Here is a 24,846-nt window from a genome sequence, read left to right as displayed (position 1 = left end):
GGTATCCATGTTCATTCAGACCAAAGATCTCGTAAAATCGTATAAAGAAAGAAATGCCGTCGACGGTGTCAGCATTCGTGTCGACCAAGGAGAAATCGTAGGTCTCCTCGGGCCTAACGGGGCGGGGAAGACGACGACCTTCTACATGATTGTCGGCATCGAGCGGCCGACATCCGGCGAAATCACGATTGACGGAAACGATATTACTCAGCTTCCCATCCACCAACGGGCGGCCCACGGCATCGGCTATCTGCCTCAGGAAGCATCTATCTTCCGTAAGCTGACCGTAGAGGACAACCTCCTGGCCCTGCTGGAAACGACGAAGCTCAGCAAAAAACAGCAGCATGAAAAGGCGGAAGCCTTGATGGAAGAGTTTTCCATTACCCAGCTGCGGGACCGACTGGGCATCCAGCTCTCCGGCGGCGAACGGCGCCGCGTCGAAATCGCCCGCTGCCTGGTGACCGATCCGGCTTTCATTCTCCTCGACGAACCTTTTGCCGGCATCGACCCCTTAGCGGTCAACGATATCCAAGGCATTATCAGCCATTTGAAACGGCGCGGCATGGGCGTCCTCATTACCGACCATAATGTCCGGGAAACGCTCAGCATCGTCGATAAAGCCTATATTTTGAGTGACGGAAAAATCCTCCTCGAAGGCAGTCCGGACTTCATCGCCAATGACCCGGTCGCCAAGAAATTCTACTTAGGCGAAGAATTCAGGATGTAACAGGGAGTATGGAATGCGTATATTAGACAAGTATATATTAAAAGAATTTATCGGCCCCTTTCTGTTTGGCGTCTGCGCCTTTACGGCCGTTTTCATCGGCACAGGGACGCTGTACCGGATTGCCAACCTCATCAATCAGTACGGCGCTTCTCCTTGGGCGGCTTTTCGCGTCTTCGTGCTGGCCATACCCTCTATCATCGTCATCACCTTTCCCATGTCCGTCCTCTTAGGTTCGCTCATGGCCTTTGGCCGCCTTTCAAGTTCCAGTGAAATGATCGTCATGCGGGCCGGCGGTCAAAACTTCATCCGCCTGGCCATGCCGGTATTCGTCGCCGCCTTGTTTATTTCACTCAGTGCTACGGCCTTTAATGAATACGTCGTGCCCAAGGCCAATAACGCCTATAACCGGATTATTAACGACGAAATAAAGCACAACGTCGCGCCGAAGACACAGGATCATATTATCATCAAAAATACAGACGGCTCCGATATATCCAGCCTGATGTATGCCCGGCAGTACGATGCGGAATCAAGGCAATTGAAGGATATTACCGTCCAGGAATTTGAAAACGACCAGCTCAAGCGCGTCGAACAGGCTGACAGGGCCGACTGGAACGGACAGAAATGGATCATGCACGAAGGCACGATTTTTGACGTCTCGACGGATGAGCGGACGACGCGGTCCATGAAGTTCCAAAACCAGGCCCTTCCGGTGACGCAGAAGCCGGATAAAATTTCGGCCTCTCAGAAAAAACCGGATGAGTTGACCATTCGTGAACTGCGCGAACAGATAAAACTCCTCGACCAAAACTCTGTCGATACCAATAAGATGAAAGTCGAAATGTACAACCGCTTTGCCCTGCCCCTGGCCAGCCTCGTCTGTGCTGTCGTCGGTGCCCCATTGGGAATGCAGAAGCAGCGCGGAAGCTCTTCCATCGGCTTTGGCATCAGTGTCGTCGTCATCTTTATCTATTACTCGATCATGACCCTCGGCAATGCCCTGGGGAACGGCGGTAAGATACCGGCGTATATCGCCGCCTTTTTGCCCGATATCATCTGCGGTATCGCCGGTGTCATCTTAGTCTATAAGAAATCGAAGTAAGCAAAGGAACTGTCCGATAGGCAGTTCCTTTTTTTGAGATTCAATTATGAAATAGAGCCCGAAAATCAGAGTCTCGATTGTGACTGAAATACGATAGGACTTCGACCGTTTTGGGATAATGGGAGCCTTTCTGTTCCTTCACGCTTGCAGGAAGTCTCCTTTATAGTCTATAATATAATGAACTTAAATGATGAGAAAAGGTGGTGGCTTATGGAATACGGATGGGTTATGCTGGTCGTTTTAGCCGTTATGGGCGGCATTATTGCCTATCTTGGCGATAAAATCGGCTCTCGTGTAGGCAAACAAAAAATTAAATTATTCGGACTCAGGCCGAAGTACACGTCTATCTTAGTCACCATCCTGACCGGCATCAGTATCGCCGCCATTACCTTAGGCGTCATGTCCATCCTTTCCGAAAACGTCCGCATCGCTTTGTTCGGCATGCATCAGCTTCAGATGCAGAAAGCCCAGCTCGAAGCCCAGCGCAGCCAGCTTATGCAGCAGGCCGTAGAGCTTGGCAAGGAACTTGATGATAAGAACCAACTGATTGCGTCTAATGAAGAACTGTTAAAACAACAACAGGAACAGCTCGATGGGAAAAACGAAGAAATCCGTGCCACCCAAATGGACCTTCAGCAGGCTCAACTGGCTCGCGACGACAAGGCTCGTCAGCTGACGGTCATTCAGGTGGCTATGGATGAGGCGAAAAAGCAGCGTGACTCGGCCCTGGCCGACAGTGAAAAAGCGCGCCAGGACGTGGCTATGCTGGAAGAAACAAAGAATAAAATGATGGATACCATCGACGGCCTTGACAAGCGCATTAAGCTGCTCAACGCGACGATGACCAATATCCGTGAAGGTACGGTCGTATTCCGCGTCGGCGAAGTCCTTTCGAGCAACGTCCTTCGCGGCGGTCTTTCCATTGAACAGACGCGGGAAGAACTGAGTCGGGCTATGAGTCAGACCAACACGATGATTGGCCGCCATCTCGGCGTTTCTGATGAAAATACGATTTTGCTGTATATTTCTCCGGAAGAATTCAATGCCACCGTCGATGCGCTGCAAAAAGCCGGTAAATCGCAAAAATTGGTGCGGATCATCGCTGCCGGCAACATCATCCTCGGCGAGCCGGCCTTGGTTCATGTCGAAATGTATGATAACCAATTGATTTATCATCGCGGCGACGTCGTCTTTGAAGAAACGTTGACCGGTGATGATCTGTCGGGTAATACAGAACTGCAGGTCATGCGCTTCCTGCACAATGTAAACCAACAGGCCCAGACTAAGGGTCTCTTGCCGGATCCTTTGACGGGCAACGTCGGCGCTTTGACGGCCTCGGAAATGTTCGACACTATCAATCGCATTCGGAGCCATGCCGGGACCGCTGTCGTCCTCAAAGCTGTGGCGGAAACCGACACCTATACGGCAGGACCGCTGCAGATTGACATCCGCGTCGAAGCCGGTAAGTAAGGGAGGAAGACCATGATTTTTGCTATTGACCCGGGCTCAGAAAAGACGGGGACTGCCGTTGTGAATGATGACGGCAGCCTGGTCACCAAGGCCATCGTGCCGACGCCGGACCTTCTTTCTTATATCGAAGAGATCTATGGGACCTATCCCTTTTCCCATATCGTCATGGGGGACGGGACGAACCATAAGCATCTGCAGCCGTTGGTTGAGCAGTGGATTGCCGGCAGCAGCTATGCCGTCACGTTTTCACTTATCGATGAAAAATTTACGACCGTTGAAGGGCGTAATCTCTATTTTAAGTACACACCGCGCAAGGGGTGGCGGCGTTTTGTCCCCTTGTCGCTTCAATATCCGCCGGAACCGGTCGACGATTTTGTCGCCTGGATCATCGGTCGCCGCTATGTAGCTAAAAAACAGGGAGGTAATCTATGAAATATTTCTTACGCGCCTTGGGACTTGCCTTTGGGGCCTTCATCTATACGCTCGGTCTCGATGTATTCCTCGTACCGAACCACGTCATTGACGGCGGTGTCGTCGGCATTGCCCTTATGGCAGCTGAGCTTACGGGCGTCAGCTTCAGTATTTTCATCATCGTCTTGAACATTCCCTTTTTCATATTCGGGTATAAAAAAATCGGTGCCTTTTTTACCGTGTCATCGCTCTTTTCGATTCTTTGTTTGTCCGTATGGAGCGATTTCCTCCACTATCCGCCGGTCACGTCGGACCCTTTTCTGTCGACCATTTACGGCGGCATCATCATCGGTCTCGGTGTCGGCCTCATCATTCGCTGGGGCGGGTCCCTTGACGGCACGGAAGTCCTGGCCATCATCGCCGATCGTCAGATGCCTTTTTCTGTCGGCGAAATCATTATGTTCTTCAACCTCTTCATTTTAGGCAGCTCAGGCTTTGTCTTTTCTTGGGACAGTGCCATGTATTCCCTTGTCGCCTACTTCATTGCCTATAAGATGATCGACGTCGTTACGACCGGTCTCGACGAAATGAAGGGGATGCTCATCGTAACGGGAAAACACGACGCCGTCGCCCAGTGCCTTACCCAGGACATGGGCCGCGCCGTAACCCTCATCAACGGTGAAGGGGCTTATAAACGGGAAAAGACGATGATCTTGTACTGCGTCGTATCGCGTCTGGAAATTACTAAGATTCGCGACGCCATTACGACCATCGATCCGGCCGCCTTCGTCTCGGTCTTCGATATCAGTGAGGCTCACGGAGGGCTTTTCAAACGGAGAAAGAGCCACGGTTAAGGGTGAAAAAAAGCTTGACATTATTGGCGAATCTGCTGTATTGACATAATTTGCATATTTGCTATTATATAAAATAATTGGGTTATCGACATAACCTGACATGATGCAAACAATGAACGCTATCGGGAGGTATACAATGGCACAGTTAAATTTTAACATCGAAGATATCTGCGGCACCTTGTCTGAAAATAAGGACGGATGGCGCAAAGAATTGACCTATATCAGCTGGAACAATCGGGCTCCTAAGTTTGACCTGCGCTCGTGGGATCCGGATTACCAGGCCATGACCAAAGGGATTACTATGACCAAAGAAGAGTTAGAAAAACTGCGTGACGTATTGAACGAAATGGATTTCGATAAATACTAAGGAGTGAGGAGTATGCTTTCGGCAATTCAACGAGAATGAATGGGGTGAAAGCATACTTTTTTTATTTTCCTTGCCAAAATCGTCAAAACATTATATAATCTCTAGTTGTATGTGCTAATAGTACTTGGTAATAATTTCAAGGGTGAATGACATGGTCCGTATAGCAAGAGATAAGCGACATGCTTTGTTACAGAAGCGAATTGAAGATAATCCTTTTATAAATGACGAAGAATTAGCTGAAGAACTTTCCGTCAGTGTAGCTACAATCCGCTTGGACCGCATGGCCTTGGGGATCCCTGAAATGCGTATCCGCATCCGTCAAAAGGCGGAGGCTGCGCAGCCCAAACTGCGAAATGCGACCGTCGTCGGCGAACTCGTAGACTGCATCATCGGAAAGAATGCCATTTCGATTATGACGGCTACGGATGATATGGTCGACGAAGCCCATATCGTACGCTCCCAATGCCTGTATGCCCAGGCCAGCTCCCTGGCACGGACCGTATTAAACCTTCCGGTCTGTATCACGGCAGTGGCCAATGTAAAATATAAACAACCCGTTACCGTAGGCGATAAACTGATTGCAAAAGCTGACGTCATCCGCCAGCGCGACCAGAAATACTACGTATGGGTTACGATTCGGAAGATGAGAAAAGAAGTGTTCCGGGCGAAATTTATTATAGAATCTTTGGAATAATGGAGCGGTAGTATCATGAAAATAGCAGTAGATGCGATGGGCGGCGATTATGCACCGGAAGAAATTGTCCTCGGTGCCATCGAAGCCGTCAAAGCATATGATTACGATGTCGTCCTGGTCGGTGATGAAACGAAGATACGCCAGGTATTGACGACGCATGGGGCAAAAGAAAATGAACGCCTGTCGATCGTCCATGCCAGTGAAGTCATCGAAATGGGCGAGCATCCGGCTCAGGCCATTCGCCGCAAGAAAGACGCATCCATCGTCGTTGCTGCCCGCTTGGTAAAGGACGGCGCATGTGATGCTGTCGTTGCAGCCGGCAGCACCGGGGCTGCGGTAACGGCTGCCCTTTTCGAACTGGGCCGCATAAAGGGAATTGAAAGACCCTGCATCGCTACGCCGATTCCTTCGAAAAAGGGGATTACTGTCCTCCTCGATTCCGGGGCCAATGCCAGCAGCAAGCCGAAGCATTTGGTCGAAGGCGCCATTATGGGCTGCCATTACGCCAAATATATCCTCGGCATCGAAAAGCCGGCTGTAGGCCTCTTGAACATCGGTGAAGAAGCGTCGAAGGGGAATGAGTTGTGTCAAAAGACACATCCCATGTTGGAAAATTTGAAAACCATTACTTTCTATGGTAACGTAGAAGGCAGAGATATACCGAAAGGAACGGTCGACGTCGTCGTCTGCGACGGATTCGTCGGCAATGTCATCCTGAAATTTGGGGAAGGCATGGCCATGTTCATCATCCGTCTCGTCCGCGACACGATCAAACAGAGCGGCTTCATCGCTAAATTAGGGGCCCTGGCCATCTATCCGGCCTTGAAATCGCTCAAGAAGAGACTGGACTTTACCGAATACGGCGGAGCACCCTTATTGGGTGTCAACGGCAGCTTCATTATCTGCCACGGCAGCTCTAAAGCGAAGGCCATCAAAAATGCCGTCCGCGTGGCCGGCGAAATTGCAGAGCAAGACGTCATCGGCCATATTCGAAAAAGTATAGAGGAAGAAGAGGTAGAACAGTATGATAGTGAAAGCTAACGCAGCCGGCGTGCTGGGGACGGGCCATTATGTACCCGATAGAGTCGTTACCAATACCGAATTGGAAAAGTATGTCGATACATCGGATGAATGGATTCAGAGCCGTACGGGTATCAAAACGCGGCACTTTGCCGAAGACGGAATGAATACGTCGGACATGTGCACCATCGCGGCCAAACAGGCCCTGGAAATGGCCAATCTGTCTGCTGAAGACCTGGATATGATTATCGTCTGCACCTTGACGCCGGACATGACGATTCCGTCGACAGCCTGCATTGTACAGGATAATATCGGTGCCAAGAATGCAGCGGTCTTTGACTTGTACGCTGCCTGCTCGGGCTTTGCCTATGGCGCCATTACGGCGTCACAGTACATCGAAACGGGCATGTACCGCCACGTCTTGGTCATCGGGGCTGAAATCCTCAGCCGTTTCCTCGATATGACCGACCGTAACACGTGCGTCCTTTTCGGCGATGGAGCCGGGGCCGCTGTATTCGGTCCCGTCCCGCAGGGCTACGGCATCCTCGGTGCCGACATGGGTGCTGACGGAAGCGGCGGTAAATACCTGAGCATCCCGTCCAGCGGCGTCGCTATTTTGCCGACGGACGAAGCGCGGGCAAAACACTTGACCTACGTTAAGATGGACGGTAAGGAAGTCTATAAATTTGCCGTTAAAGTTATGGGACGGACGGCGGAAAAAGCCTTGGAACGAGCCGGTCTCAGTTATGAAGACATCGACCTCATGGTTCCTCATCAGGCCAATACCCGCATCATCCAATCGGCAGCCAAACGGCTCCACCTTCCCATGGAAAAAGTCTTTGTAAACATTGATAAATACGCCAACACGTCGGGAGCATCCATTCCCATTGCCCTCGATGAAGCCTTACGTCAAGGCCGTATGAAGCGCGATGATATCGTCGTTTTGGCCGGATTTGGTGCCGGATTGACGTGGGCCGGCTTAGTTATGAAGTGGTATTGATTTTTTGCGAGAGGTGTGATTGATGATGAAGAAAGCCTTTGTTTTTCCCGGCCAGGGCGCCCAAAAAGTGGGGATGGTCAAGGATTTATACGATGCCTACCCGATTGTAAAACAGCTCTTTGAAGAAGCTGATGACGCATTGGGGTTCTCTCTGACGAAACTTTGCTTTGAAGGTCCTGACGAAGAACTGATGAAGACCTATAATACACAGCCGGCCATCCTTACGGCCAGCACGGCCTGCTGCCGTGTATTGGCTCAGGAAGGCCTTCTGCCTGACATCGCAGCCGGTCACAGCCTCGGTGAATATTCGGCCCTCGTTGCTGCCGGTTCCCTGACCTTTGCCGATGCCGTTCGGACCGTTCGCCTTCGCGGTCAGTTCATGCAGGAAGCCGTACCCCTTGGCGAAGGCGGCATGGCAGCCATCCTCGGTTTAGCGGAAGATAAAATCAAGGAAATCTGCGCCGATATTTCTAAAGATGGCGGCGTCGTTCAGGCAGTCAACTTCAACTGCCCCGGCCAGATCGTCATTGCCGGCAGCACCAAAGCTGTTGAAGAAGCGGCCAATCGCATGAAGGATGCCGGTGCTAAACGGGCCGTTCTCCTTCACGTCAGCGCTCCCTTCCACAGCACGCTCATGGAACCGGCAGCGAAACGCCTGGCCGAAGTCCTCGACGATATTACGATTTCCGATGCCAAGATTCCCGTCGTTGCCAATGTCAACGGCCAAATTGAAACGGCTGCAGCCGATATTAAAGCGTCGCTCATCAAGCAGGCGGCAAGTCCCGTCCTTTGGATCGACTGCACTAAAACCATGCTCGATTTCGGTGCTGAAAACTTCGTAGAAGTCGGCCCGGGTAAAACACTCTGCGGTTTTAACCGGAAAATTGACCGTAAAATCCACAGCGAAAATGTAGAAGATATTCCTTCCTTACAGAAAACGCTTGAATTTTTCCAGGAGGTTCGATAAAATGCAGTTAACAGGAAAAACAGCCATCGTTACCGGCGGCTCCCGCGGCATCGGTCGTGCGGCAGCTTTGACACTTGCTGAAGCCGGTGCCGACGTCGCTGTCATCTATGCCGGCAATACCGCCGCTGCTGAAGAAACGGTCCGCCTTATCGAAGAAAAAGGGCGTAAGGGCCTTGCCATCCAGTGCGATGTGGCCGATGAAGCCGCCGTTACGGCCATGGTCAAAGACGTCAAGAAGGAATTGGGACGTATCGACATATTAGTGAATAATGCAGGCATCACTCGCGACGGCCTGCTCATGATTATGAAAGAAGCAGACTGGCAGGCTGTGCTTGACACCAATCTTACCGGCGCTTTTCACTGCACCAAAGCCGTTACCCGGCTGATGATGAAGCAGCGCAGCGGTTCGATTATCAACATCACGTCTGTCGTCGGTGAAACGGGCAATGCCGGCCAGGCTAACTATGCTGCGGCGAAAGCAGGCCTCATCGGTTTCACCAAATCGGTTGCCAAAGAACTGGCTTCGCGAAACATCCGCTGCAATGCCATTGCTCCGGGATGCATCGAAACGGATATGACGGCTGTCCTCGGCGAGGACACTGTCGATGCCATGATTAAAACGATTCCCATGGGCCGCGTGGCTCAGCCGGAAGAAGTGGCAAAAGCCGTGTTGTTCCTTGCATCGGATGATGCCAGTTATATTACCGGCCAGACCCTCAATGTAGACGGCGGCATGGTAATGTAAACAATCATACTCCACTGAAAGGGGGTGAATGGACATGAGCGAAGAAAATACTTTTGAAAAAGTAAAGAGCATTGTTGTTGAACAGTTAGGCGTTGACGAAAAAGAAGTCAAAATGGACGCTGCTTACATCGATGATTTAGGCGCTGATTCCTTGGACATCGTAGAACTGATCATGGCTTTCGAAGAAGAATTCAATATCGAAATCCCTGACGATGTTGCTGAAAAAATCAAAACTGTCAAAGATACAGTTGATTACATTGAAAAGGAAAAGAAAGCATAAGTTTGCAATAAGAGCCTGAAGGGGGAGGCATATGTGTCTTCCCCTCCTGGTATCTTGAATGGAGGAAAACAGAGTGAAGCTGCCAGAATTAAGAATAGGTAAGCTTGTAGCAAAGGTGCCAATTATTCAAGGTGGTATGGCAATCCGTTTGTCCACAGCCCGTTTGGCGGCAGCAGTAGCCAATGAAGGCGGTATCGGCCTTATTGCGGCATCTGGCATGCCTTTTGACGAATTGCGACATGAAATTAAGTTAGCCAGAAAGTTATCTCCTCGTGGAATTATAGGTATAAATGTCATGGTGGCAGCCCGCGAATTTAAGGGCTTGGTTACTACGGCAATTGAAGAAGGAATCGATCTGGTTGTGGCAGGCGCAGGTTTTTCCCGAGATATGTTTGCTTGGGGAAAGGATTCGGGCACGCCTATTGTCCCTATTGTGTCTTCTGCCAAACTAGCTAAAATATCCCAATCCCTGGGTGCTTCGGCCGTCGTTGTCGAAGGTGCAGAAGCAGGCGGGCATTTGGGAACGAATCGCTCGAGCCGCGTCATCGTACCGGAAGTACGGGCCGCTGTTGACATTCCTGTCATCGGCGCCGGCGGCGTCCTGCATGGAAGCGATATTGCAGAAATGCTCCGTCTCGGAGCCAACGGCGTCCAAATGGGCAGCCGATTTGCAGCCAGTGTCGAATCAAACGGCGCTGACGCTTTAAAAGAAGTCTACCTCCGGGCCAATAAACCGGAAGATTTTATCCTCGTACACAGCCCTGTCGGCCTTCCCGGTCAAGCTATCCGTACGCCGTTCTCGGAACGAATCCTTTTGGGTACGGCACCGAAGCCGGAAACGTGTGATTTCTGTCTGAAAAAGTGCAGTCATAAATACTGTATTATCCGGGCATTGACGCGGGCCCAGCAAGGGGACGTTGAAACAGGCCTGGTATTTTCCGGCAAACGAATGATGGAAATTCATGACATCCTGCCGGTCAAGGATATATTTGCAAATATCAAGCGGGAAATGGAAGAGATTCCCGAGTGATAAGTGCGTTACATTTTATAATGAGGTGAAAACTTTGGAAAAACGCGTAGTAATTACAGGGTTAGGGGTTATTTCTCCCGTCGGCATCGGTAAAGATGCTTTTTGGAAGGCCCTGCTCAACGGCGAAAGCGGCATCGGCCCCATTACCCACTTTGACGCAGCGGAATATACGACTCGCATTGCCGGCGAAGTCAAGGATTTTGATCCTGCCGATTTCGGTATCGACCGGAAAGAAGCCCGTCACATGGACTCGTCCACGCAGTATTCAGTAGCCGCTGCAAAATTGGCCTTAGATGATTCGAAAATCAACTTAGACGAAGAAGACCGCGACCGTATCGGTACGATTATCGGCACCGGTATCGGCGGCATGGAAACGCTGCATAACTTATATAAAGGCCTCTTTTCGAAGGGCCCGTCCCGGGTCAATCCCTTTGTCGTACCGAAGATGATTGCCAACATGGCCTCCGGCCAGGTATCCATTTTCTTCGGCCTTCAAGGCCACTGCGCCAGTGTCGTTACGGCCTGCGCAACGGGGACCAACTCCATTGGCGATGCCTACCGCATGATTCAGCGGGGCGAACTCGATGCAGCCTTGGCAGGCGGTACGGAAGCTGCCGTTTCTCCGGGAGCAGTTGCCGGCTTTGCGGCGATGAAGGCCCTCAGCACGCGCAATGACGATCCGACTCATGCTTCGCGTCCTTTCGATAAAGACCGTGACGGCTTCGTCATGGGCGAAGGCGCCGGCATCGTCGTTCTCGAAGAACTGGAACATGCTAAAAAACGCGGTGCTCACATCTACTGTGAAATCGGCGGCTACGGCAGCAATGCCGATGCTTACCACATCACGGCACCGGCACCGGAAGGCCTTCAGCAGTCCAAGTGCATGGCCCTGGCTGTCAAAGACGCCGGCCTCAAACCGGAAGACGTCGACTACGTCAATGCCCACGGCACATCCACTCACCTCAATGACTTTAATGAATCCGTCGCCGTTGCCCGTGTCTTTGGCGACCATACCAAAGATATGCTCATGAGCTCGACGAAGTCCATGACCGGCCATCTCCTCGGTGCCGCCGGCGCCGTCGAAGCGATTGCCTGCGCCATGACGATTGAAACCGGCAAGGTCCATCCGACGATCAACCTTGTTGAACCGGAAGAGGAACTGAAAGCTTTTGGCATCAACTATGTTCCGAATAAAGCCGTTGACGCCGACGTCACCGTTGCCATCTCCAACTCCTTTGGTTTTGGCGGTCACAACGCGACGCTGCTGTTCAAAAAATATGCTGAATAAAGAAGAAGACTGACCTGATGGATACGACTCGTAAAGAACAGTTAGAACAGTTCATACAGGTCTTGGGCCTTGGAGAGTTCCATAATTTCCTTATTTTGGACCAGGCCCTGACCCATTCTTCCTATGCCAATGAAAATAAAGCCAATTACGGCTACTACAATGAACGCCTTGAGTTTTTAGGCGATGCCATTTTAGACTTGGTCGTAGGGGAATACTTGTTTCTCCACTATCCGCATATGCCCGAAGGGCAGCTATCAAAGGCCAGAGCCAGTGTCGTCAGTGAAAGCCCCCTGGCTTCGGTGTGCATGAAGTTCCATATGGGTGACTATCTCCTCCTGGGGAAGGGGGAACTTGCAACCGGCGGCCGCACGCGTCCCAGTATGCTGGCCGATGCCTTTGAAGCCGTTGTCGGTGCCATCTATATCGACAGCTCTTACGAAGAGGCGCGGAAATTCATCCTTCACCAATTAAAGGACTATTTGGACCTCGTCGACAGTGGTCATTATGAAAAAGACTACAAGACGATTTTCCAAGAGTACGTACAGCAAGACGGTCCGCAGCATATCGAGTATCGCCTTTGCCGGACAGAAGGACCGGACCATGATAAAACTTTTTACATGGAAATTCTGGTCAATGGCAAGGTGCTCGGTGAAGGATCGGGAAAATCAAAAAAATATGCCGAACAACACGCGGCGCACGAAGCGCTCATGCGGTTAAAAGGCAAGTAGACGGGGAGCTGCCTGAGCAGCTCCTCTTTCGCAATTTATACACTTTATGACCATGAAAACTTCTATCATCCCTATTTTTATCCCCCATATCGGCTGTCCCCATCGCTGTGTCTTCTGTAATCAGTGGCAGATTACGGGCCATCATGGCCTGCCTTCGGCAGGTGCCATACGAGAGCTTATTCAAGGCTATACGGCCTCAGCCGGTGAAGGGCGTCACTGGGAAGTGGCCTTTTACGGCGGCAGCTTTACGGCCATTCCCATGGAGATGCAAAAAAAATTGCTCCGGCCGGCTTATGAAGCTCTCGAAAAAGGCCTTATTCAGGGCCTTCGCTGTTCGACGCGGCCGGACTGCATCAGTGAAGATATTTTAACGAATTTAAAAAACTACGGACTGACCTGTGTAGAACTCGGCGTCCAATCGATGGACGACCGGGTGCTGCAGGAGGCCCAGCGAGGTCATACGGCAGCAGACGTCGTCGCGGCGACGGCCTTGCTGCGGCAATATGGCTTTACCGTCGGTCATCAGCTCATGCCGGGCCTTCCCGGGGAAGATTGGGACAGCCTGTGCCGAACGACGAAGGCGATTTGCCGTCTCCAGCCCGATATAGCCCGCATTTATCCCGTCGCCGTCCTAAAGGGGACGGAACTGGCCACGATGTATGAAGAAGGGCGATATAAGCCGCTTACCATCGATGAAGGTGTACGGCGGGCGGCTTATATGAAGCAGCACTTTCTGGAACGAGGAATCTCGTGTATACGAACGGGACTTCAGGCCACCGAAGACCTTGATGACGCATCGCAGGTCATGGCCGGGGCTTACACGCCGGCTATGGGTGAGCTCGTCGACACCTATCGCTACCGAAAGCAGCTCCTGTCCTTTTTAAGAACCCTGCCAACGGATGAGGCCGTTACTATTTCTTATCATCGCCGCGAAACGTCGCGCGTTCGAGGTTACCGCAGCCTTACCGTCAGGACCGCTCGTTGGAGTCTTCCATTGGCCCTGTCGTGGCGGGAAGGGGACGTCCCCCTCGGTCACGTCTACGTCTTTCAAGGACAGACGGCCTATGACCTAGATATGAATAGCCATGCCGGTCCTACTATGATATAATAAAATAGTACGTATGATTTTAAAATAAACACATTGCAATAGATATACTATGGAGGAAAGAGAATGGCAAGAGTAAAAATAACGGAAACGGTTCTGCGCGACGGCCATCAGTCCATTGCAGCGACTCGCATGCGCCTTCGCCAGATGCTTCCTGTACTGGAAGCGATAGATGAATTAGGCTACAATGCTCTCGAATGTTGGGGCGGAGCTACTTTTGATACGTGTATGCGCTTCCTCGATGAAGACCCGTGGGAACGCCTGCGGACGATTAAGCAGCACGTCAAAAAGACGCCTCTCCAGATGCTGCTTCGCGGTCAAAATATCTTGGGCTATCGGCACTATGCCGACGACGTCGTCTATGAATTTGTCAACCGTGCCGTCGACAACGGCATCGACATCATCCGCGTTTTTGATGCCTTAAACGATCCGCGCAACATGGAAGCGGCCATCAAAGCGGCGAAAGACACGAAATCAGTCCACGTCCAGGGGGCTCTGGTCTACACCATCAGCCCGATTCACACCATGGAATCCTTCACCAAAGTCGGTCAGGAACTGCAGGATATGGGCGTCGATTCCGTCTGTATCAAGGACATGTCGGGTCTCCTGTCGCCTTATGACGCGTATAACCTCATCCGCATGCTGAAGCGGCATCTGACCGTTCCCATTGAACTGCACACGCACTGTACCTGCGGTCTTGGTGAAATGACCTACATGAAGGCCATTGAAGCCGGCGTCGACATCATCGATACCGCTTTGTCACCCTTTGGTGAAATCACCAGCCAGCCGGCGACGGAATCGATGGTCATGGCCTTAAATGGCAGTATTTACGACACGGGCATCGACGTCGACCGCCTGTGGCCTATTGTCAATCACTTTAAGAATGTCCGCAAGGAACTGGCCGATGAATTTAAACTGACCATGCCCAGTCAGATCAACCCGGCTGTCCGCAAATATCAAATTCCCGGCGGCATGCTGACCAACCTCTATAACCAGCTTAAAGCCCAAGGAGCCGAAGACCGCTTCGACGAAGTCCTGGCTGAAATGCCGAATGTCCGCCGTGACCTCGGTTATCCGCCTCTGGTTACGCCGACCAGTCAGATCACCGGTTCAGCAGCTGCCTTAAACGTCCTCTACGGCCGTTATAAAATCGTAACCAATGAAGTGCGCGATATCGTTCGCGGCAAATATGGCCGTGTACCCGGCAAGATCGATGAAGCATTCCGGAAGATGTGCATTGGCGACGAACCGGTCATTACCCATCGTCCGGCCGATGACTTGGCTCCGGAATTGGAAGCAGCTAAGAAGTCCCTGGCTAACGAAGGCTTCCCCAATGCCAGCATGGAAGACGTCCTGAGTTATACCTTGTTCCCGGAAGTGGCCTTGCCCTTTTTCCTGAAACGGGACGGACGACAGTAAAATAATATACCCATAGAAACTTCCTTATATAGTGGCGATGTCTTTTACAGCAGCTGCCTCGGATGGACGTGAGTACAGTTGCTCACGTCCTTTTTTGTCCTTTGAAAGACCTGAGTTATTACAAAAAGTTTTTATGTTTGCCTTGATTTTTCAGGCAATTCATGATATCTTTTATTTATAATGATAGTGATTTTCATTTAAAAGGAGGTTCATACTTATGTCATTAATCAACAAGGAAGTCAGTGATTTTACGGCCAAGGCCTACCATGATAACGGATTCATCACCGTTACCAAGGAAGACCTCTTGGGAAAATGGAGCGTATTCTTTTTTTATCCCGCTGATTTCACCTTTGTGTGCCCGACAGAATTAGCCGACCTCGAAAGCTTTTATGAAGAGTTCAAAAAAATAGGCTGCGAAATCTATTCTGTTTCCTGCGATACGGAATTTGTACACAAAGCCTGGCATGATCACTCGCCGCTCATCAAGGATATTACGTATCCCATGTTGGCCGATCCGACCCATGCCCTGGCTCGTGATTTTGAAGTCCTCATCGAAGACGCCGGCGTCGCTGAACGGGGAACCTTCATCATCAATCCGGAAGGCCAGATTGTCTCTTATGAAGTCAATGCCGGCAATGTAGGCAGAAATGCTGAAGAACTGCTGCGCAAGGTACAGGCTTGCCAGTTCGTCCGTGAACACGGAGACGAAGTGTGCCCGGCTCGGTGGACACCCGGCGCTAAGACCTTGAAACCGGGCATCGATTTGGTAGGGACCTTATAAGCGGCTTTTCAAACCTCGTACTATCTTGTATCATTATCCTTATGAAGATCAATCGTCTTCATAAGGATAATTTTTTTACCAAAAATAGAGAAGGGAGGCCCTCTGATGCCGGTCAATTCTTTTGAAACCTATCCCATGTCCTGGAGGCCATCCCGTCGAGAGATAGAATGCAGGGCCCAGCCTTTTTATAAGGCATTGGCGGCGCAACTTATGGCTGATATCGAGAATGGTAAGATTTTGCCGGGAACGAAATTGCCGCCTCAACGGGAACTGGCTGATTTTCTCGATGTCAATGTCAGTACTGTATCTAAGGCTTTCCGATACTGTTCCAATGGAGGTTTTCTTACCAGCGTCGTCGGCAGGGGTACCTTCGTTGCCTATGATGCCGGGATGAACGTATCCGTCGCACCGGACCGGACGTCCCTCATCGAGATGGGGTCCATGATGCCCGAGCGTTTGGCCGGCGATGCGGTGGCGGCTTTAGTAGCCGAAATGATGGAAGATCCGAGCCGCGAAGTTTTTTTCCAATACGCCTATGGGACTGACGGATTTTATCAGGAAGCGGCTCGTCGCCTGTTGGAAGATGTCGGTGTCGTACCGGAAGGACCGGTCTTATTTGCCAGCGGCGGTCAGAATGCCTTGGCAGCCGTCCTTTCAACCTTCTTTCGCCCCGGTGACCGCATCGGTGTCGATCCTCTGGTCTACCCGGGACTCAAAAGTGCGGCAAAACTATTTGGTATCCGCCTCGTTCCCGTCGGGCAGCAGGAGGGAGAAATGAGTGAAGACGGCCTTTCCTATGCCTTAAAGAATCATCATATCAAGGGTTTTTACGTGACGCCGGACTTTCAGAATCCGACGACCCGTACCCTGTCTGAAGCGGGACGAAAAAGGCTGGCTGCCTTTGCCCAAAGGCACGGCCTCTTCATCATCGAAGACGCCATTGCCGCCTTGTTTACGGAAAAGCCGATGCCTTCGATCAAGACCCTGGCGCCGGAACAGACGGTCTATATTTTTAGCCTGTCCAAGGCGATTCTGCCGGCTTTGCGGTTGGCCTATGTCGTGCCGCCCAGAAGGCTTGAAGAGCAGCTTTCTTCGGCCTTATACACGTTGAATCTTTCTCAGTCGGCCCTCCTCATGGAACTGGCTGCCCGCCTCGTCGTATCGGGAAAGTGCGGCGCCTTGATGGCTCTTCGACGCCAAAGCCTGCGGGAACGCAATGAGCTCGCTGATCGGATCTTACGCGGCTGGCCCTTAGCCGGTGGGGCCGAGGCCCTCTGCCGCTGGCTGACCCTGCCTGAGGGACTGACCGGTCAAGTCTTTGAAGCACTTTGCCGTGACCAAGGCGTACGCCTTTTAGGGGCGGAACACTTTGCTGTCGGTACCGATGTTCCCGTCAACGGCGCCAGACTTGCTATTGGGGCGCCGTATGATAAGGCGTCTTTAGAAAAAGGGCTCCATATCATAAAGAAGGTCTTAGATTCCTATCGAACATAATCGTGGGGCATACAATTATGTTATGGTGTGCCTTTTTTTCCTATGCTATCATGAAGGCAGGAAAAGAGATTTTTGGAGGAGGGATTCTTATGAAATGTTACGTCGTCGATGCTTTTACCAAAGAAATTTTTAAAGGCAATCCGGCTGCTGTCTGCGTTTTGGATGCTTGGCTGCCCGATGAATTGATGCAGGCCATTGCCATGGAAAACAACCTGTCAGAAACGGCTTTCACCGTAAAAGAAGGGGACGCCTATCGCCTTCGCTGGTTCACGCCGGGTGGTGAAATAGACCTCTGCGGCCATGCGACCTTGGGAACGAGCTTTGTCCTGGCTAACTTCGTCGAGCCAAAGGTCAATCGCTTCGTCTTCCATACCCTGAGCGGGGATTTGGTCGTTACCCGTAACGGGGACCTGTTTTCCATGGATTTTCCGGCCTACGATATGGTACCGACGCCGGTCACCGATGCCATGACCGACGCTCTCGGCATAAGGCCTTTAGAAGCTTATATGGCGCGGGATTTGGTCTGTATCCTGCCGGACGAAGATGCCGTGAGAAATTATCAGCCGGACTTAGAGAAAATCAAAGGCCTCGACGGCATGCTTTGTCACATTACGGCACCGGGCCGAGAATACGACTGCGTCAGCCGCAGCTTTGCTCCCAAGCTCTCCGTGCCCGAAGATCCGGTCTGCGGCTCCGGCCACTGCCATATTATTCCTATTATGGCGAAAAAGCTTGGAAAACAAGATCTCCTGGCGTATCAGGCATCGAGACGGGGCGGAGAACTCCAATGCCGACTGGAAGGCGACACGGTGTCCTTGGCCGGTTATGCCACCCTCTATTCCATCGCCGATTTGAAGGTGTAACCCGTCGGCGCGTCTTGACAGGCTTAGGTAAACTTGCTACAATATTTATCACAATAAAGGCGATGAGCGGAAGAAGCTTTACTTCTTTTTGTCAGCGAAATGCCGATTCGGTGAGAGGGCATTCAAAGAGAATAAGGCGCGTCACCCGTGAGCTGGCAGGAGGAAAGGCCTGTCCGTCAAACAGACGTTACCTGTGCCATGAAGCGGTCGCAAAAGCGGCAATTTAGGTGGTACCGCGGAAGATACAGCATTCTTTCGTCCTAAGGAATGAACCCTTAGGCGAGGGAATGCTCTTTTTTGTTTTGGAGGGAATAAGCATGAAATGGAATAAAGAACAACTGGGCACGTATGCACCGAATGAGATGGAAATGACGTGGTACGATTTTTGGGAAAAGAAGGGCTACTTCCATCAAGAACCGGATAAGAGCAAGAAACCCTTTAGCATCGTCATGCCGCCGCCGAACGTAACCGGCCAGCTCCACATGGGCCATGCCCTGGACAATACCCTGCAGGATATCCTGGTCCGCTTCAAGCGCATGGAAGGCTATAACGTCGCCTGGATTCCCGGCACGGACCATGCCGGCATTGCCACCCAGGTCAAGGTCGAACAGCAGTTGGCGGAAGAAGGCAAAAACCGCTATGAAATCGGCCGCGAAGAATTCCTGAAACGGGTCTGGGCTTGGAAGGAACAGTACGGCAGCCGCATCGAAAAACAGATTCGCCGCCTGGGTTCGTCCTGCGACTGGAGCCGCAAGCGCTTCACCATGGACGATACCTGCGCCCGTGCCGTTCGGGAAGTCTTCATTTCCCTGTACGAAAAAGGCCTCATCTATCAGGGCCAGCGCATTACCAACTGGTGCCCTCACTGCCATACGGCCTTGTCGGATATCGAAGTCGACCACTCTGACGTAGCCGGCCATCTGTGGTTCGTAAAATACCCCGTCGTCGGTGAAGACGACTACATCATGATTGCCACGACTCGGCCGGAAACAATCATGGGCGATACGGCCGTTGCCGTTAACCCCAATGATGACCGTATGAAGAAGTATATCGGCAAGAAAATCATCGTGCCCCTCGTCGACCGCGAAGTCGAAGTCATTGCCGACGACTACGTCGATATCGGTTTTGGTACCGGCGCCGTCAAGATTACGCCGGCTCACGACCCCAACGACTTTGAAATGGGTCAGCGCCATAACCTGGAATCGATCATGATCATGAACCTCGACGGTACGATGAATGAAAAAGCCGGTGCCAAATACAATGGCATGACCCGCGAAGACTGCCGCAAAGCCGTCGTCGCCGACCTCGAAGAACTGGGACTCCTCGATCATATTGAAGAATTGACCCATGCCGTCGGCCATTGCTCGCGCTGCAAGACGACGGTCGAACCCTTCGTCACTAAGCAGTGGTTCGTCAAGATGAAGCCCCTTACCGAAGCCGCCCTCAAAGCCGTAGAAGACGGAAAGACCCGCTTCATTCCCGAACGCTTCGTCAAGACCTACAACCATTGGCTGGAAGACGTCCATGACTGGTGCATCAGCCGCCAGCTCTGGTGGGGCCATCAGATCCCGGTCTGGTACTGCGACGACTGCGGCAAAGCCTCGGCCAGCCGTGAAGACATTACGGAATGCCCGCACTGCCACAGCACGCATATCCATCGTGATCCCGATGTTCTCGATACTTGGTTCAGCTCGGCCCTTTGGCCCTTTTCGACCATGGGTTGGCCTGATAAGACGGCTGATCTCGACCAGTTCTTCCCGACCAGCGTCCTGGTTACGGGCTACGACATCATCTTCTTCTGGGTTGCCCGCATGATGTTCATGACCTGCGAATTCATGAAGGATATTCCTTTTGAAAACGTCTTCATCCACGGCCTCGTCCGAGACAGCCAGGGACGCAAGATGAGTAAGTCTCTGGGCAACGGCATCGATCCCCTCGGCGTCTGCGAAGAATACGGCGCCGATGCCCTTCGCTTTACCTTGGTTACGGGCAATACGCCGGGCAACGACATGCGTTTTTACATGGAACGAGTCGAAGCTAACCGTAACTTTGCCAATAAGATTTGGAATGCCTCGAAGTTCGTCATCATGAACCTTACCGACTTTGACGAAGCCTTCGTTCCCGAAGAAAGCGATTTGACCTTGGCCGACCGCTGGATTTTGACGTCCTTTAATGAAACGGCAGCCAGAGTCACGGAAGACCTCGATAAATTTGAACTGGGCGACGCCGCCGATGCCGTCTATAACTTCATTTGGAGCTCCTACTGCGACTGGTACATCGAACTTGCCAAGAAGCGCCTCTACCAGGCCGCCAGCGACCGCGACAAGCACACCGTCCAGTACGTTTTGGTCTACGTTTTGACCCATACCTTGGAAATGCTCCATCCCTTCATGCCCTTCGTTACGGAACACCTTTGGCAGCATCTGCCTCACGAAGGGGAAAGCATCATCGTCGCCCCCTGGCCGAAGGCTCAGGATAAGTGGAATTTTGCCGATGACGCGGCTACTATGAACACCCTCATGGAAGCTATCAAGGGAATCCGTAACCTCCGAGCCGAATCGAACGTTCCCATGGGCAAGAAGGCTCCGGTCATCTTAGCACCGGCAACGGAAGACTTGGCCAAGACCTTGAACGATTATGAAGATTACTTCCATACCCTGGCTTTTGCCGACAAAGTTACCCTCCTTTCGGCTGGTGACGCCAAACCTGAAAACGCCGTCGTCGCCGTCGTGCCCGGCATCGAAGTTTATTTACAGCTCAAAGACCTGATCGACGTCGAAAAAGAAACGGCCCGCGTCCAGAAAGAACAGGAAAAGCTCCAGAAGGAAATCGACCGCCTCGACAAGAAGCTGGCTAACCAGGGCTTCCTGGCCAAAGCTCCGGCAGCCGTCGTCGAAAAGGAAAAGGGGAAACTGGCCGATTATCAGGAAAAAATGGCTGCCCTTACGAAACGCATGGAAGATTTGGCAAAACTCTAAGAGGCTCTCATGACATACGAAGAAGCAATACACTATTTAGAAGCTGCCAACGTCTTTGGCATCCAGTTGGGACTCGGGCGCATCCAAAATCTCTTGGAACGCCTGGGAAATCCCCAAAACAAATATAAGACCATCCACGTCACCGGTACCAACGGCAAGGGATCGGTGACGGCCATGATCGCATCGGCCCTTACAGAAGCGGGTTTTAAGACCGGCCGCTACACGTCGCCTCACTTGGAGTCCTATACGGAACGGATCCACATCGACCATCACGACATTTCTGAGGATGACTTTGCCGCTGCCGTCGCCGTCGTCAAAGACGCCGTGACGGCCATGGTAGCTGACGGCGGGGAAGGGCCGACAGAATTCGAACTGATTACGGCGGCCGCCTTCTGGTATTTTGCCAGCATCGGTGTCGACTATGCCGTCATCGAAGTCGGACTGGGGGGACTCCTCGATTCGACGAACGTCATCGTTCCGGCCGTATCGGTCATCACCAACGTGGCTATGGACCACATGAAATACTGCGGCAATACGATTGAAGCCATTGCCGAGCAGAAGGCGGGCATCATTAAAGAAGGGGTACCCGTCGTCACGACGGCGGAAGAGCCGGCACTATCGGTTATCGCCCGCAAGGCCTATGCCATGCACAGCCGGCTTTATGCCCTTGATCACAGCTTCGACGTCGTCGGCAATGCCGGTCCCGAAGACCCGGCGACAGGCCAGATGGTGACCGTCCGGGAAAAATTCGGCTTTGCCATTACGACGGTCCTGCCTTTATTGGGGAAACACCAGCGGATCAACTGTGCCGCCGCCGTCATGACCTTGCTCCTCTTGGCCCGCCATGAGAAAAAGCTGACTCGGACGGCCCTTGAAAATGGTATCCGCCACGTCGAGTGGCCCGGACGATTTCAAGTCTTTAAGGCCGGCCATACAGACGTCGTCCTCGATGGCGCTCATAATCCGGCCGGCATTACGACTTTTTGCAAGACCTATGAAGACGTCTTTGGAGACCGCAAGCGGGTCTTCCTGTTTTCGGTCCTAGCCGATAAGGATTACAGCCAAATGGTACGGGAACTCTTTCACGAAGATGACTACGTCGTCTGTGCACCGGCACCGACGACGCGCACGTCCGATCCGAAGGCCATGGCAGAACTTGTGCCTTGTAAAGCCGATTGGGCCGAAAGTCTTGCTGAAGGACTCGATAAGGCCTTCGCCGCTGTAACACCGGATCAGGTCCTGTGCATTGTGGGATCGCTCTACATTCAAGGTGAAGTACGGGCATATCTTCGGAAAAACTATCAGCTTTTTTAAACCGTCTTGTCGGCTTGGAAAGACGCGTTACCTATCGTTTTACAGACCTGTCAGCAGGCTGTCGAAAAAGGAGTGTCTCCCTGTGGAGATACTCCTTTTTCGTTGCGCTGGAGTGGACCTTATGATAAAATAAAACATATATTTACGGAGGAGCGAACCTATATGAAGTGGATGATACGGACCGGCAGTACGCCTGCTGAGCGGGCACGGCTGCGCGTCGTCTATGCCCTGGCCGGGACTGTTTTTTTTATGCCCCTGAATCTTTTTGTGATGGAGGGCTTTTTCGTCGTGGCCTTGCTTCTCGGTCTTTATTATATGATGCGGTACCCGCGCCTGCCTCTTCGAAAAGGGCCTCTTTCCATGCCTGCCGTCGGGTTTGCCGTCGCCGCTTTTTTGTCGCTCATCGGCTCGCCCCATTTTTTTATGGGAATGGCATTCTACGTTTTTACGATTCTGCAGTATATCCTACTTTATTACGGCATCTTGGTCTTTGTGCACCGTTCGTGGGAACGGAGGATGCTCTTTTCGGCCCTCTTGTTCAGTGCCTTTGCCGTCGCCTTGTACGGCCTGTATCAGTATGCTCACATGCTGGTTCTGAACAATGCCGAATGGGTCGATGAGGCGGCTTTTCCGCTTCTGCGGCGTCGCATGTATTCGACGCTGTACAACCCCAACTTGCTGTCGGCCTTCCTGTTGATCGTCATGAGCGCTTCAGCATCGATGATGATCTGCACCCGCCATTACTGGCACCGGGTCATGTACTTGGTGCTCCTGGCCATCCTGACCCTTTGCCTGGTTTTGACCTACTCCCGCGGGGCCTGGCTCAGTGTCGGCGCCTTGGTCTTTTTCTTTGGCCTTTTTTGGGACAAGAGGGTATGGCTCCTCTTTTTGGCAGCGCCTTTGATCGGAGCCTTTTATCATGGCGGTGTCGCCGACCGGCTCTTATCGATTTTTAGCCACAGTGAAGCCGATACGTCTGTTGCCATGCGCATGGATATGTGGGAAGCGGCCATTGCTATGTTTCTCGACCATCCCTTGTTCGGCATCGGTTGGGGGGCTTTTAAACACGTTTATCCCGTGTACAATGAACTGATACAGGAAGCGGGCATCGTCATCTTCCACGCCCACAATATGTATCTCAATTTCTTGGCGGAAACGGGGCTGGTCGGTACCTTTTTCGGCCTGTGGTTTTTCTTCGGAAATGCTTGGTACGCTATTCGTTACGTAAAAGATCATCATGTTCGGACTTTTGACCGGTCCCTTTCCATGACCTTGGCGGCGTCCGTCCTGTCGCTTTCCATCAGTGGAATCAGTGATTATGATTTGTTCAGCACGCAAATATCGCTCACTTTTTGGTTGATGAGTGCCCTCTTCGCCAATATGTTTGGGGAACTATGTGAAAAAAGTAATAAAAACAGTTTGCGAAATAATTCACAATGATATATAATAGGCATGTGACTATTATCACTAGACAAGATTGCTTATAGCTATAGGGAATAGCTGGGGACATAGTTGGAGGGTTACTATCCATGAGACAGAAAAAGGCAATATCGGATGCTGTCATCGAACGGTTGCCGCTGTACTACAGGGACTTGCTATTACTGCAAGATGCGGGAATCGATATCATCTCATCCGAAAAATTAGGGGAACGCTTAGGCATCACACCGGAACAGATTCGCAAGGACCTTACCTGCTTTGGTGCCTTTGGAAAAAAAGGCGTCGGTTATTATGTCAGTGAATTGTGTCAACAGATCGTGGAAATCATCGGTTTGCAGCAGCATTGGAAAGTCGGCATCGCCGGCATCGGCCATCTGGGCTGGGCCTTGGCGAACTATAAGACCTTCGGTCGTTTGGGTTTCCGGACGACAGGACTCTTCGATGTGGACCATCGCATTATCGGCCAAAACGTCGGCGGTGTCGAAGTCACGCCGATTTCTGAAATGGGGGACGTCATCCGTCGCGAAGGCATCCAGATCGGCATCATTACGACGCCGGCAGCCGTTGCCCAGCAGGTGGCAGATCAAATGGTCGATGCCGGTATCCGCGGTATTTTGTCTTTCGCACCGCTCAGATTGACCGTACCGGACGGGATTTTCGTCTTTCGAGAAGATTTGTCCATCGGCCTGAGCCGTATTTCATACTATCTGACCAATAAGACAGAATGAAGATCGTTGCAAAACGATTGTATAAACTTTCATAAAAGAATTTA

The 24,846-nt window shown here is 51.8% G+C and carries 24 protein-coding genes; all 24 read left to right on the top strand.

Going from position 1 to position 24,846, the window contains the following annotated elements:
* The first annotated feature begins 7 nt into the window (after window positions 1-7).
* Complete coding sequence (gene lptB, locus UCI88_RS02815; RefSeq protein WP_044504514.1) at window positions 8-727, top strand: LPS export ABC transporter ATP-binding protein; 720 nt, start codon at window positions 8-10, stop codon at window positions 725-727.
* Between the two features lie 13 nt (window positions 728-740).
* Entirely contained in the window at window positions 741-1,829 is a 1,089-nt protein-coding gene (gene lptG / locus UCI88_RS02810; protein ID WP_044504513.1) for an LPS export ABC transporter permease LptG, read from the top strand.
* A gap of 210 nt (window positions 1,830-2,039) precedes the next feature.
* Window positions 2,040-3,299 (top strand): DUF3084 domain-containing protein, encoded by a 1,260-nt coding sequence (locus tag UCI88_RS02805; protein WP_044504512.1) that lies wholly within the window; start codon window positions 2,040-2,042, stop codon window positions 3,297-3,299.
* 12 nt (window positions 3,300-3,311) lie between these two features.
* On the top strand, window positions 3,312-3,731 hold the full coding sequence (locus UCI88_RS02800; RefSeq protein ID WP_256179752.1) for a RuvC family protein: 420 nt from the start codon (window positions 3,312-3,314) through the stop codon (window positions 3,729-3,731).
* Complete coding sequence (locus UCI88_RS02795) at window positions 3,728-4,564, top strand: YitT family protein (protein ID WP_044504510.1); 837 nt, start codon at window positions 3,728-3,730, stop codon at window positions 4,562-4,564. The genes UCI88_RS02800 and UCI88_RS02795 overlap by 4 nt, the downstream gene beginning before the upstream one ends.
* Before the next feature lie 136 nt (window positions 4,565-4,700).
* The gene (locus UCI88_RS02790) at window positions 4,701-4,931 is read left to right on the top strand and encodes a YdbC family protein (protein WP_014015045.1); all 231 of its coding nucleotides are present in this window, start codon (window positions 4,701-4,703) and stop codon (window positions 4,929-4,931) included.
* A 151-nt stretch (window positions 4,932-5,082) separates the two neighbouring features.
* Window positions 5,083-5,625: a transcription factor FapR gene (gene fapR / locus UCI88_RS02785; protein WP_044504508.1), complete on the top strand. Its 543-nt coding sequence runs from the start codon at window positions 5,083-5,085 to the stop codon at window positions 5,623-5,625.
* Window positions 5,626-5,640: 15 nt separating this feature from the next.
* Complete coding sequence (gene plsX, locus UCI88_RS02780; RefSeq protein ID WP_044504506.1) at window positions 5,641-6,666, top strand: phosphate acyltransferase PlsX; 1,026 nt, start codon at window positions 5,641-5,643, stop codon at window positions 6,664-6,666.
* Window positions 6,650-7,645, top strand: a complete 996-nt coding sequence (locus tag UCI88_RS02775; RefSeq protein WP_044504504.1) for a beta-ketoacyl-ACP synthase III — start codon at window positions 6,650-6,652, stop codon at window positions 7,643-7,645. Before plsX ends, UCI88_RS02775 begins: the two co-directional genes overlap by 17 nt.
* Before the next feature lie 25 nt (window positions 7,646-7,670).
* Entirely contained in the window at window positions 7,671-8,612 is a 942-nt protein-coding gene (gene fabD / locus UCI88_RS02770) for an ACP S-malonyltransferase (protein WP_256179777.1), read from the top strand.
* 1 nt (window position 8,613) lies between these two features.
* Window positions 8,614-9,357: a 3-oxoacyl-[acyl-carrier-protein] reductase gene (gene fabG, locus UCI88_RS02765; RefSeq protein WP_044504500.1), complete on the top strand. Its 744-nt coding sequence runs from the start codon at window positions 8,614-8,616 to the stop codon at window positions 9,355-9,357.
* Between the two features lie 34 nt (window positions 9,358-9,391).
* Window positions 9,392-9,637 (top strand): acyl carrier protein, encoded by a 246-nt coding sequence (locus UCI88_RS02760; protein WP_044504498.1) that lies wholly within the window; start codon window positions 9,392-9,394, stop codon window positions 9,635-9,637.
* 73 nt (window positions 9,638-9,710) lie between these two features.
* Window positions 9,711-10,667, top strand: coding sequence for an NAD(P)H-dependent flavin oxidoreductase (locus UCI88_RS02755; RefSeq protein WP_176698822.1), 957 nt, complete (start codon window positions 9,711-9,713; stop codon window positions 10,665-10,667).
* A gap of 34 nt (window positions 10,668-10,701) precedes the next feature.
* Window positions 10,702-11,955, top strand: a complete 1,254-nt coding sequence (fabF, locus tag UCI88_RS02750; protein ID WP_330023988.1) for a beta-ketoacyl-ACP synthase II — start codon at window positions 10,702-10,704, stop codon at window positions 11,953-11,955.
* Window positions 11,956-11,972: 17 nt separating this feature from the next.
* The gene (gene rnc, locus UCI88_RS02745; protein ID WP_330023987.1) at window positions 11,973-12,683 is read left to right on the top strand and encodes a ribonuclease III; all 711 of its coding nucleotides are present in this window, start codon (window positions 11,973-11,975) and stop codon (window positions 12,681-12,683) included.
* A 46-nt stretch (window positions 12,684-12,729) separates the two neighbouring features.
* Window positions 12,730-13,791, top strand: coding sequence for an elongator complex protein 3 (locus UCI88_RS02740; RefSeq protein WP_256179753.1), 1,062 nt, complete (start codon window positions 12,730-12,732; stop codon window positions 13,789-13,791).
* A 63-nt stretch (window positions 13,792-13,854) separates the two neighbouring features.
* Entirely contained in the window at window positions 13,855-15,207 is a 1,353-nt protein-coding gene (locus tag UCI88_RS02735; protein WP_256179754.1) for a pyruvate carboxylase subunit B, read from the top strand.
* A gap of 217 nt (window positions 15,208-15,424) precedes the next feature.
* Entirely contained in the window at window positions 15,425-15,988 is a 564-nt protein-coding gene (gene ahpC, locus UCI88_RS02730) for an alkyl hydroperoxide reductase subunit C (RefSeq protein ID WP_044504489.1), read from the top strand.
* 105 nt (window positions 15,989-16,093) lie between these two features.
* Entirely contained in the window at window positions 16,094-17,482 is a 1,389-nt protein-coding gene (locus UCI88_RS02725; protein ID WP_330023986.1) for an aminotransferase-like domain-containing protein, read from the top strand.
* Window positions 17,483-17,571: 89 nt separating this feature from the next.
* Window positions 17,572-18,345 (top strand): PhzF family phenazine biosynthesis protein, encoded by a 774-nt coding sequence (locus UCI88_RS02720; RefSeq protein WP_044504485.1) that lies wholly within the window; start codon window positions 17,572-17,574, stop codon window positions 18,343-18,345.
* A gap of 317 nt (window positions 18,346-18,662) precedes the next feature.
* The gene (locus UCI88_RS02715; protein ID WP_044504483.1) at window positions 18,663-21,323 is read left to right on the top strand and encodes a valine--tRNA ligase; all 2,661 of its coding nucleotides are present in this window, start codon (window positions 18,663-18,665) and stop codon (window positions 21,321-21,323) included.
* A 9-nt stretch (window positions 21,324-21,332) separates the two neighbouring features.
* Window positions 21,333-22,637 (top strand): bifunctional folylpolyglutamate synthase/dihydrofolate synthase, encoded by a 1,305-nt coding sequence (locus UCI88_RS02710; protein ID WP_044504481.1) that lies wholly within the window; start codon window positions 21,333-21,335, stop codon window positions 22,635-22,637.
* 162 nt (window positions 22,638-22,799) lie between these two features.
* Window positions 22,800-24,077 (top strand): O-antigen ligase family protein, encoded by a 1,278-nt coding sequence (locus UCI88_RS02705; RefSeq protein WP_256179755.1) that lies wholly within the window; start codon window positions 22,800-22,802, stop codon window positions 24,075-24,077.
* 89 nt (window positions 24,078-24,166) lie between these two features.
* A complete protein-coding gene (locus UCI88_RS02700) occupies window positions 24,167-24,802 on the top strand; it encodes a redox-sensing transcriptional repressor Rex (protein ID WP_044504479.1) in 636 nt (211 codons plus the stop codon).
* The last annotated feature ends 44 nt before the right edge of the window (window positions 24,803-24,846 follow it).

Source organism: Megasphaera massiliensis, from assembly GCF_036305205.1.
Taxonomy (GTDB): domain Bacteria; phylum Bacillota; class Negativicutes; order Veillonellales; family Megasphaeraceae; genus Megasphaera; species Megasphaera massiliensis.
The sequence above is the reverse complement of the archived record's forward strand: the minus strand, read 5'-3'. Positions and strand labels throughout refer to the sequence as shown.

Coding starts and splice junctions, on each gene's coding strand:
- lptB (WP_044504514.1), top strand. CDS start 8: ATGTTCATTCAGACCAAAGATCTCGTAAAATCGTATAAAGAAAGAAAT.
- lptG (WP_044504513.1), top strand. CDS start 741: ATGCGTATATTAGACAAGTATATATTAAAAGAATTTATCGGCCCCTTT.
- UCI88_RS02805 (WP_044504512.1), top strand. CDS start 2,040: ATGGAATACGGATGGGTTATGCTGGTCGTTTTAGCCGTTATGGGCGGC.
- UCI88_RS02800 (WP_256179752.1), top strand. CDS start 3,312: ATGATTTTTGCTATTGACCCGGGCTCAGAAAAGACGGGGACTGCCGTT.
- UCI88_RS02795 (WP_044504510.1), top strand. CDS start 3,728: ATGAAATATTTCTTACGCGCCTTGGGACTTGCCTTTGGGGCCTTCATC.
- UCI88_RS02790 (WP_014015045.1), top strand. CDS start 4,701: ATGGCACAGTTAAATTTTAACATCGAAGATATCTGCGGCACCTTGTCT.
- fapR (WP_044504508.1), top strand. CDS start 5,083: ATGGTCCGTATAGCAAGAGATAAGCGACATGCTTTGTTACAGAAGCGA.
- plsX (WP_044504506.1), top strand. CDS start 5,641: ATGAAAATAGCAGTAGATGCGATGGGCGGCGATTATGCACCGGAAGAA.
- UCI88_RS02775 (WP_044504504.1), top strand. CDS start 6,650: ATGATAGTGAAAGCTAACGCAGCCGGCGTGCTGGGGACGGGCCATTAT.
- fabD (WP_256179777.1), top strand. CDS start 7,671: ATGAAGAAAGCCTTTGTTTTTCCCGGCCAGGGCGCCCAAAAAGTGGGG.
- fabG (WP_044504500.1), top strand. CDS start 8,614: ATGCAGTTAACAGGAAAAACAGCCATCGTTACCGGCGGCTCCCGCGGC.
- UCI88_RS02760 (WP_044504498.1), top strand. CDS start 9,392: ATGAGCGAAGAAAATACTTTTGAAAAAGTAAAGAGCATTGTTGTTGAA.
- rnc (WP_330023987.1), top strand. CDS start 11,973: ATGGATACGACTCGTAAAGAACAGTTAGAACAGTTCATACAGGTCTTG.
- UCI88_RS02740 (WP_256179753.1), top strand. CDS start 12,730: ATGACCATGAAAACTTCTATCATCCCTATTTTTATCCCCCATATCGGC.
- UCI88_RS02735 (WP_256179754.1), top strand. CDS start 13,855: ATGGCAAGAGTAAAAATAACGGAAACGGTTCTGCGCGACGGCCATCAG.
- ahpC (WP_044504489.1), top strand. CDS start 15,425: ATGTCATTAATCAACAAGGAAGTCAGTGATTTTACGGCCAAGGCCTAC.
- UCI88_RS02725 (WP_330023986.1), top strand. CDS start 16,094: ATGCCGGTCAATTCTTTTGAAACCTATCCCATGTCCTGGAGGCCATCC.
- UCI88_RS02720 (WP_044504485.1), top strand. CDS start 17,572: ATGAAATGTTACGTCGTCGATGCTTTTACCAAAGAAATTTTTAAAGGC.
- UCI88_RS02715 (WP_044504483.1), top strand. CDS start 18,663: ATGAAATGGAATAAAGAACAACTGGGCACGTATGCACCGAATGAGATG.
- UCI88_RS02710 (WP_044504481.1), top strand. CDS start 21,333: ATGACATACGAAGAAGCAATACACTATTTAGAAGCTGCCAACGTCTTT.
- UCI88_RS02705 (WP_256179755.1), top strand. CDS start 22,800: ATGAAGTGGATGATACGGACCGGCAGTACGCCTGCTGAGCGGGCACGG.
- UCI88_RS02700 (WP_044504479.1), top strand. CDS start 24,167: ATGAGACAGAAAAAGGCAATATCGGATGCTGTCATCGAACGGTTGCCG.